Here is a 6,713-nt window from a genome sequence, read left to right as displayed (position 1 = left end):
CCCCTGACGGATCCACTGCTCCGTTAGCGATATTGATAGACGATACCGGGCACAATTTAACGTACTCAATATGCGTAGCTCGTTCTGTAAAAGCTGCATGAATCGCGTTCTGTCTTCAGGAAAAAGATCAATCACCTGCATCGCAGACTCAATATTCTGACTCTCTGCAACGATTAAGCGAATAGTGGTGTTTAAATCTTCCCGGTGACGAAGTCTAAACGGATCCGGAACGCCCATAGCTTCCAGTGTGACGGCATAGCGTTTGATTGAGCGACGATATAAATGTTCGAACAACTCAACGGCTAAAGTCACGTCACGTTTTTCATAAATCCCCATCATCGCGTAGGCATAGCTTGTGACATCAGCATCAAGAAAGGAGAGTGGAGCACTGTTGTAAATCATAAGCGGAATATTCGCGGCCAGCCTGCTGGTTCTTTTGTTCCCGTCTTCAAAGGGTTGCAGATAAGCGATATTGACCCACAGGAAAAAGGCTGACTCCACAGGATTATTAATCAGCCGTGCTTTTATGATAATAATGTCGAACATTTCTTGTAACAGGAACGGTGCCTGTAGTGGAGTGTAGGTGGTTCCCGAAATATTCACGATTTTGCGTCTGATCGCTCCCAACTCGTCTGGATTTGACAGTAAATCATGCATCAATAAGGCATGCAGGTTACTGATTACCGGCCCAGTTAATCCAGATTCAGGGACTGCATCGACCAAAAACTCAATGGCCTGTTTATGGTTAAGCAGCATGACGGCATCCAAATCATTCGAAGCCGCGCCACTTTTGAACAGTTCTTCGGTGGCCAGCAATGAATATCGGTTTCCTTCAAGTTGAGAGGATGACCAGGACAAATCAATGAGCAATTGCTCCAGAACTTTTCGCGCGTAGGTACCAGCGGGCTGTTGCCCTGCCATTTTGCCTTCATTCATTAAGGCCAGGGCTAGCGTCTGAGGCAGTAGGAACGTTTCGTTTGGAATATAATTGTCCACGAAGCTTCGGTCATACCCGGAAATATCCCTGACTGACAGAGGTAAATTTAGATATTGATGCAATGATTGAGCTGTAGTGAGGGAAGAAGAATGATATTCAGGGGTCTTCTCTGTCACCGATGAACCGGATTGGGGCAGCTTGTTAATGGGCGCCTGCGCGGTATACCGAGTCCCTCGTCCTACGCCGTGCCGGGTAATTTTACTTTGACCAAGCAAAACCTCGATATGCCGTTTGATCGTTGAACGACCCACACCAAGCCGACTCGCGAGATCACCGGAACTGAGCGAAGACTCGGCACATGCGATAGTTGAGAGAATTCGGTGTTGTAGGTCTGAAAGATCATCTGGGGAGATTGGCTGGATCAAAATCGTATGCCTCTGGGATTAGCTCGAAATCCATAAATCAGAAACCTACCTGGCCCGTGCTTTGCACTCGCTGAAGGCTTGAGACCAGGTAGATTTGTGGCCCATATTGAACGTTTATGGCCCACGACATCATAATTTATGGCCCATCCCGAACATCTACGGCCCATTATAAATATTTTACAGCCCATTTCACTCATTATCGGCCCAATAAATTAAATTTATGGCCCAATCTTGAAATTTGCGGCCCGGAATCACTTTATTTGATAGCCGCTAAGCCGCGACCATTCGCTCTCTCGCGCCAACTCACACTCACAAACGTCACCACAAATAACAGGCTATACAGCACTACAATGGTCGGTCCCGGCGCGCTATCGAGGAAGAAGGACGCGTATACCCCACAAAATCCTGTCAGGATGGCAATTAGCGCCGCCAGCAGCATGACCTGTAAGAACCGCCGCGCCAGTAGCAGTGATATCGCTCCTGGCGCAATCAGCATGGCGATCGACAAAATCACGCCCACCGATTTCAGCGCGGCAACGATGGTCAGCGCAATTAAACACAGCAGCCCATAATGCATCACATTAGCGTTGATGCCACAGGCGCGCGCCTGTTGTGGGTCAAAGGCATGAAGCAACAGATCGCGCCATTTCACACTCAGCACCAGAACGACCAGCAGCGCAATGGCGGCGGTTTGTGCGATATCCGCCCAGCCAATACCCAGCATATCGCCGAACAGAATGTGGTCGAGATGGACTTCCGGTTTCAGTTTTAGGTAGAGCACCAGTCCGGCACCAAACATCCCCGAAAACACAATGCCCATCACGGTATCAGGCTTGATGCGGCTGTTCTGGCTGATAAAACCGGTGGCGAGCGCGCACAGCATGCCCGCGATAAAAGCGCCAATCGCAAAAGGAAAGCCGATCCACCACGCCAGCACCACGCCGGGAAATACCGCGTGACTCATGGCATCGCCGAGCAGTGACCAGCCTTTTAACACTAAAAATGCGGACAGCATGGCGCACGGCAGCGACAAAATCAGCGTGATGATCAGCGCCATATTCATAAATTCGAATTCGAAAGGACTCAGCAGTATTTCAATCATTGAGGTTGACCTCCTGCGCCAGACGAGCGCGTCGCCGTGCGGCCAGCACGCCGTGTTTAGGCGCAAAGACGAACGCCAGCAGGAACACCAGAGTCTGTGCCACCACGATCACGCCGCCAGTGGCACCATCAAGGAAATAGCTGCTCCACGCGCCAAGGAAGCTAGTGATGCTGCCGATAGCCACGGCAATCATCAACAAACGCGGGAAGCGGTCGGTGAGCAGATAAGCAGTGGCACCCGGTGTCACCACCAGACAAATCACCATAAAAGCGCCAACGGTTTGTAATGCGGCGACGGTGGAGGCCGCGAGCAGGGTAAAGAAAAGGATCTTTAAGCCGGTGGTATTCAGCCCAAGTGAGCGCGCGTGGCTTTCATCAAAGAACGTCACCATCAAATCTTTCCACTTAAGCAGCAATAACGTCAGCGTCACCACGCCGATGGTGCCGAGCTGCCAGATATCGGCGGGCGCCACCGCGAGGATGTTGCCCAGTACGATGGTTTGAATATTGATCGACGTCGGATTGAGTGACACCAGAAAGAGCCCGATGCCGAAGAAGGAAGAGAAGATCAGTCCGATTATCGCGTCCTCCTTCAGGCGCGTGCGCTGGTTAAGGAATAGCATGCTGCCCGCCGCCAGTCCGCCGAAGAGAAAGGCACCGAGTGAGAAGGGCAACCCCAGCATGTACGCGCCAGCCACACCCGGCACTATCGAATGGGATAGCGCATCACCAATCAGCGACCAGCCTTTCAGCATCAGAAAGCAGGAGAGAAACGCGCAAATCGCCCCGACCAGCGCGGCGATCCACATCGCATTCAGCATGTATTGATAGCCGAAGGGTTCAATAATCCACGACATGATCCGCCCCCGGTCGTGCGGCTATCTTCTGCAACAGTGCGGCATTACGCTGCTGCACCTCACCATCAAAGGTGCGCGCCAGGTTGGCAGCGGTGAAAGTGTCATGCAATAAGCCGCTAGCCAGCACGGTGTTTTTGACCAGCACACAGCGGTCGCAGTAATCAGGGATGGTGTTGAGATCGTGCGTGGAGACCAGCATAGTGCGGCCTTCATCGCGCAGCTCCTGCAACAGGGTGATGATCGCCGCCTCGGTTTTGACATCGACGCCGGTGAAGGGCTCATCCAGCAGGATAATTTGACCACTCTGAGCCAGCGCACGTGCGAGGAAGACGCGTTTTTTCTGCCCGCCGGAGAGTTCACCAATCTGACGATGGCGGTAATCACTCATCCCGACGCGTGCCAGCGCGTTATCCACGCTGCGTTTGTCCTCCGCACGCGGGATGCGCAGCATATTCATATAGCCGTAGCGGCCCATCATCACCACATCTTCCACCAGCACCGGGAAGCTCCAGTCCACCTCTTCGGATTGCGGCACATAGGAGACGATATTGTGTTTTAGCGCACGCTTCGCGGGCATCTCTGCCAGCGTGACCTGACCCGTCGAAAGCGGCACGAAGCCCATAATGGCCTTAAACAGTGTGGATTTCCCGGAGCCGTTGACGCCCACCAGCGCGGCGATGCTGCCCGCTGGCACGGAGAAAGATGCCTGACGCAACGCAGTGTGACCGTTGCGGTAGGTGACGCTAACATCCTGCACGTTTAGGGTCATTTTTGGCTCCCGGCGGTGATGCCTTTGGCTACGGTATCGGTGGTCACGCGCAGCAGATCAAGGTAGGTCGGAACCGGCCCGTCACTGTTGCTGAGAGAGTCAACATACAGCACGCCGCCGTAGTGAATACCCGCTTCACGCGCGACCTGTTGGGCCGGTTTGGCGGAGATGGTGCTTTCGCTGAAGATAGTCGGGATGTGGTTGGCTCTCACCGCATCAATCACTTTGCGCACCTGTTGCGGTGTGCCTTGCTGATCGGCATTGATCGGCCAGAGATAAAGTTCTTTCAGACCCAAATCACGTGCCAGATAGGAAAAAGCGCCCTCACTGGTCACCAGCCAGCGCTGGTTTTCCGGCAGTTTTTCAATCTCCGCGCGCATCGGCGCCAGGGTTTGCTGGATTTGCGTTTTATAGCGATCCGCATTGGCCTGATAAACGGTGGCATTGGCAGGATCGTATTTTTGCAGTGCTTTACGGATGTTATCGACGTAAATCAGCGCATTGTCTGGTGACATCCAGGCATGTGGGTTGGGTTTGCCGTTGTAGGGTCCCTCGGTAATACCTAAGGGTTCAATGCCCTCGGTCACTGTGACTTGCGGCACGCCTTTCAGGCGCTGATAGAAGCGGCTAAACCACAGTTCCAGATTAAAACCGTTTACAAGGATTAAATCGGCACCCTGCGCGCGACGAATATCGCCGGGGGTTGGTTGGTATTCATGGATCTCCGCACCGGGCTTGGTGATGGATGTCACTTCGGCGGCATCACCTGCGACGTTCTTTGCCATGTCTGCGATCACCGTGAAAGTAGTGACCACTTTGAGTTTGTCGGCAGCAAACGCCGAAGTGCTCATCGCGAGCGTAAGCATCACAACCGATACAACGTGCCTGATCAACATAGTCATCCTCTGAGAAGTATAGCCTGTGCTATACATTATAGTGAATGCTATGAATGTGAAGTGTTTTTGTACACCTTTTGCTGTTTACGACAAAAATTTACGTAAGTTGAAGTAGCAGAGGAGAGTAATGAAAGTGGCTTATGCGATTTTCGAAATAACGTAGAACATATTGTTCTTAAGGGCAGGGAGATATTATTGAGAGCAAGAACACTTCACCGCGAATAATGAAGTGTTCCTGAGAGGGAATTAATCGATCGACAAATTATGAATCGCCAGCGCAGCACGCGCGGCCTCTTTGCCTTTCTTAATAAAGTGTTCGGTATAGAAGTTTTCCAGCACATCGACCGGCTGGAAATTGTGCGGCGTCAGTGAGACAGAGAACACTGGCACATTGGTGGTCAGCTGAACGTTCATCAGGCCATCAACCACGGCTGCAGCAACGAAATCGTGACGATAGATACCGCCATCCACCACCAGCGCAGCCGCTACGATCGCGTCGTATTTGCCGGTTTCCGCTAAGCGTTTTGCCAGCAGCGGCATTTCAAATGCGCCCGGCACTTCCAGCACTTTTAATTCCGCTTCAACGTTCTGTGCTTTTAATTCTTGCTCAAAACCCACCAAAGCATTGTGCACAATCTCTTTGTGCCAACCGGCTTTAATAAAGGCAATTCTAATATTTTTCATAATGAGTCCAACATCACCTGTAATTTCTTTGCGCTTGAAAAGTAGCAATAATGCCTTTGTATACCATATGTTACGTTTTCGATCCAGAACGTGCACGTAGCGATAAATGCCATGCGATGACGTGATGGCTATCTGCGGCAATCCGTGCTTGACGGCGACCTGCGCCTGCAATACAAATAGACGCGTCGGGGGAGTCTCGCCAAAGAGACTGAGAGGCTAAAAGCGCAATGCGCGGCTTAGCGACCCTTTGAACCTGACCCAGTTGATACTGGCGTAGGAAGACTGACAGCACCGCTCCGGTGTTGTCTGGCGCAGAGGATCGCTCGCGCCCTTTCCCTCCTCCTGTATCTGCGGGTCTCAGTCAACACTGAGAGGCCGATGTGAATTCCCTTTATATCCCGGATAACCTGCTGTGAGCCGCTGGACGGTATTAGGCTGCGGCGTGGCAGGCCTGTGCGTGGCAACGCTGCTGGCTGAACGCGGCGAAGAGGTCGACGTCATTGGCGACGACTCCCGCCAGCCCGCGTCGTGGTTTGCTGGCGGCATGCTTGCACCCTGGTGCGAATCCGAAAGTGCACCGCAGGAAGTGATCGCTCTTGGGCAGCATGCTGCGGCCTGGTGGCAACAGCGTGTCAGCAGCGTGGCACATCAGGGAACGCTGGTGGTGGCGCCACCGCGCGATAGCCAGGAACTGACTCGCTTCGCACGCATGACCGAACAGCACCAATGGGTCGATCCCGGTGAGCTTGAACCTCTGCTGGCCGGGCGTTTTGCGCGCGGGCTGTTTTTTGCCGAGGAGGCGCATCTCGACCCGCGTCTGGCTCTCACCGAAATGCGCGAAAAGCTGTTACAGCGCGGCGTGCGTTTTGATGCACAACACCCTTCGGGTCGGGTGATTGATTGTCGTGGCATGCATGCCAAATCCGACCTTCCGCGTCTGCGTGCGGTGCGTGGCGAGATGGTGATTCTGCACAGCGAAGAGGTGCAGTTCTCGCGTCCGATTCGTCTGTTGCATCCGCGCTTTCCGTGCTATCTGGTGCCGCG

At 53.1% G+C, this 6,713-nt stretch carries 7 protein-coding genes and 1 riboswitch; of the genes, 1 reads left to right on the top strand and 6 read right to left on the bottom strand.

The window, feature by feature from the left end; translation table 11 throughout:
• The 6 genes from H7A81_RS24475 to H7A81_RS24450 form a co-directional block, all read right to left on the bottom strand.
• Positions 1 to 1,248 (bottom strand): Fic family protein (locus tag H7A81_RS24475; RefSeq protein ID WP_220458120.1); only part of this gene is annotated, 1,248 nt, incomplete at its 3' end.
• 370 nt (positions 1,249 to 1,618) lie between these two features.
• Positions 1,619 to 2,464, bottom strand: coding sequence for a metal ABC transporter permease (locus H7A81_RS24470; protein ID WP_166932603.1), 846 nt, complete (start codon positions 2,462 to 2,464; stop codon positions 1,619 to 1,621).
• Entirely contained in the window at positions 2,457 to 3,320 is an 864-nt protein-coding gene (gene sitC, locus H7A81_RS24465; RefSeq protein WP_182058995.1) for an iron/manganese ABC transporter permease subunit SitC, read from the bottom strand. The genes H7A81_RS24470 and sitC overlap by 8 nt, the downstream gene beginning before the upstream one ends.
• Positions 3,304 to 4,089 (bottom strand): manganese/iron ABC transporter ATP-binding protein, encoded by a 786-nt coding sequence (locus H7A81_RS24460; RefSeq protein ID WP_182058994.1) that lies wholly within the window; start codon positions 4,087 to 4,089, stop codon positions 3,304 to 3,306. The genes sitC and H7A81_RS24460 overlap by 17 nt, the downstream gene beginning before the upstream one ends.
• Positions 4,086 to 4,955 (bottom strand): metal ABC transporter substrate-binding protein, encoded by an 870-nt coding sequence (locus tag H7A81_RS24455; protein ID WP_370529987.1) that lies wholly within the window; start codon positions 4,953 to 4,955, stop codon positions 4,086 to 4,088. Before H7A81_RS24455 ends, H7A81_RS24460 begins: the two co-directional genes overlap by 4 nt.
• A gap of 276 nt (positions 4,956 to 5,231) precedes the next feature.
• The gene (locus H7A81_RS24450; protein WP_034830445.1) at positions 5,232 to 5,669 is read right to left on the bottom strand and encodes a 6,7-dimethyl-8-ribityllumazine synthase; all 438 of its coding nucleotides are present in this window, start codon (positions 5,667 to 5,669) and stop codon (positions 5,232 to 5,234) included.
• Positions 5,670 to 5,846: 177 nt separating this feature from the next.
• A riboswitch (TPP riboswitch) is annotated at positions 5,847 to 5,966 on the top strand.
• Between the two features lie 115 nt (positions 5,967 to 6,081).
• Between H7A81_RS24450 and H7A81_RS24445 the strand changes: the two genes are divergently transcribed.
• On the top strand, positions 6,082 to 6,713 hold a 632-nt coding region (locus H7A81_RS24445), incomplete at its 3' end, for an FAD-dependent oxidoreductase (RefSeq protein WP_182058992.1).

The organism is Pantoea sp. ME81 (assembly GCF_903970985.1).
Classification (GTDB): Bacteria; Pseudomonadota; Gammaproteobacteria; order Enterobacterales; family Enterobacteriaceae; genus Pantoea; species Pantoea communis.
This window is presented reverse-complemented; position numbering and strand designations above follow the sequence as displayed.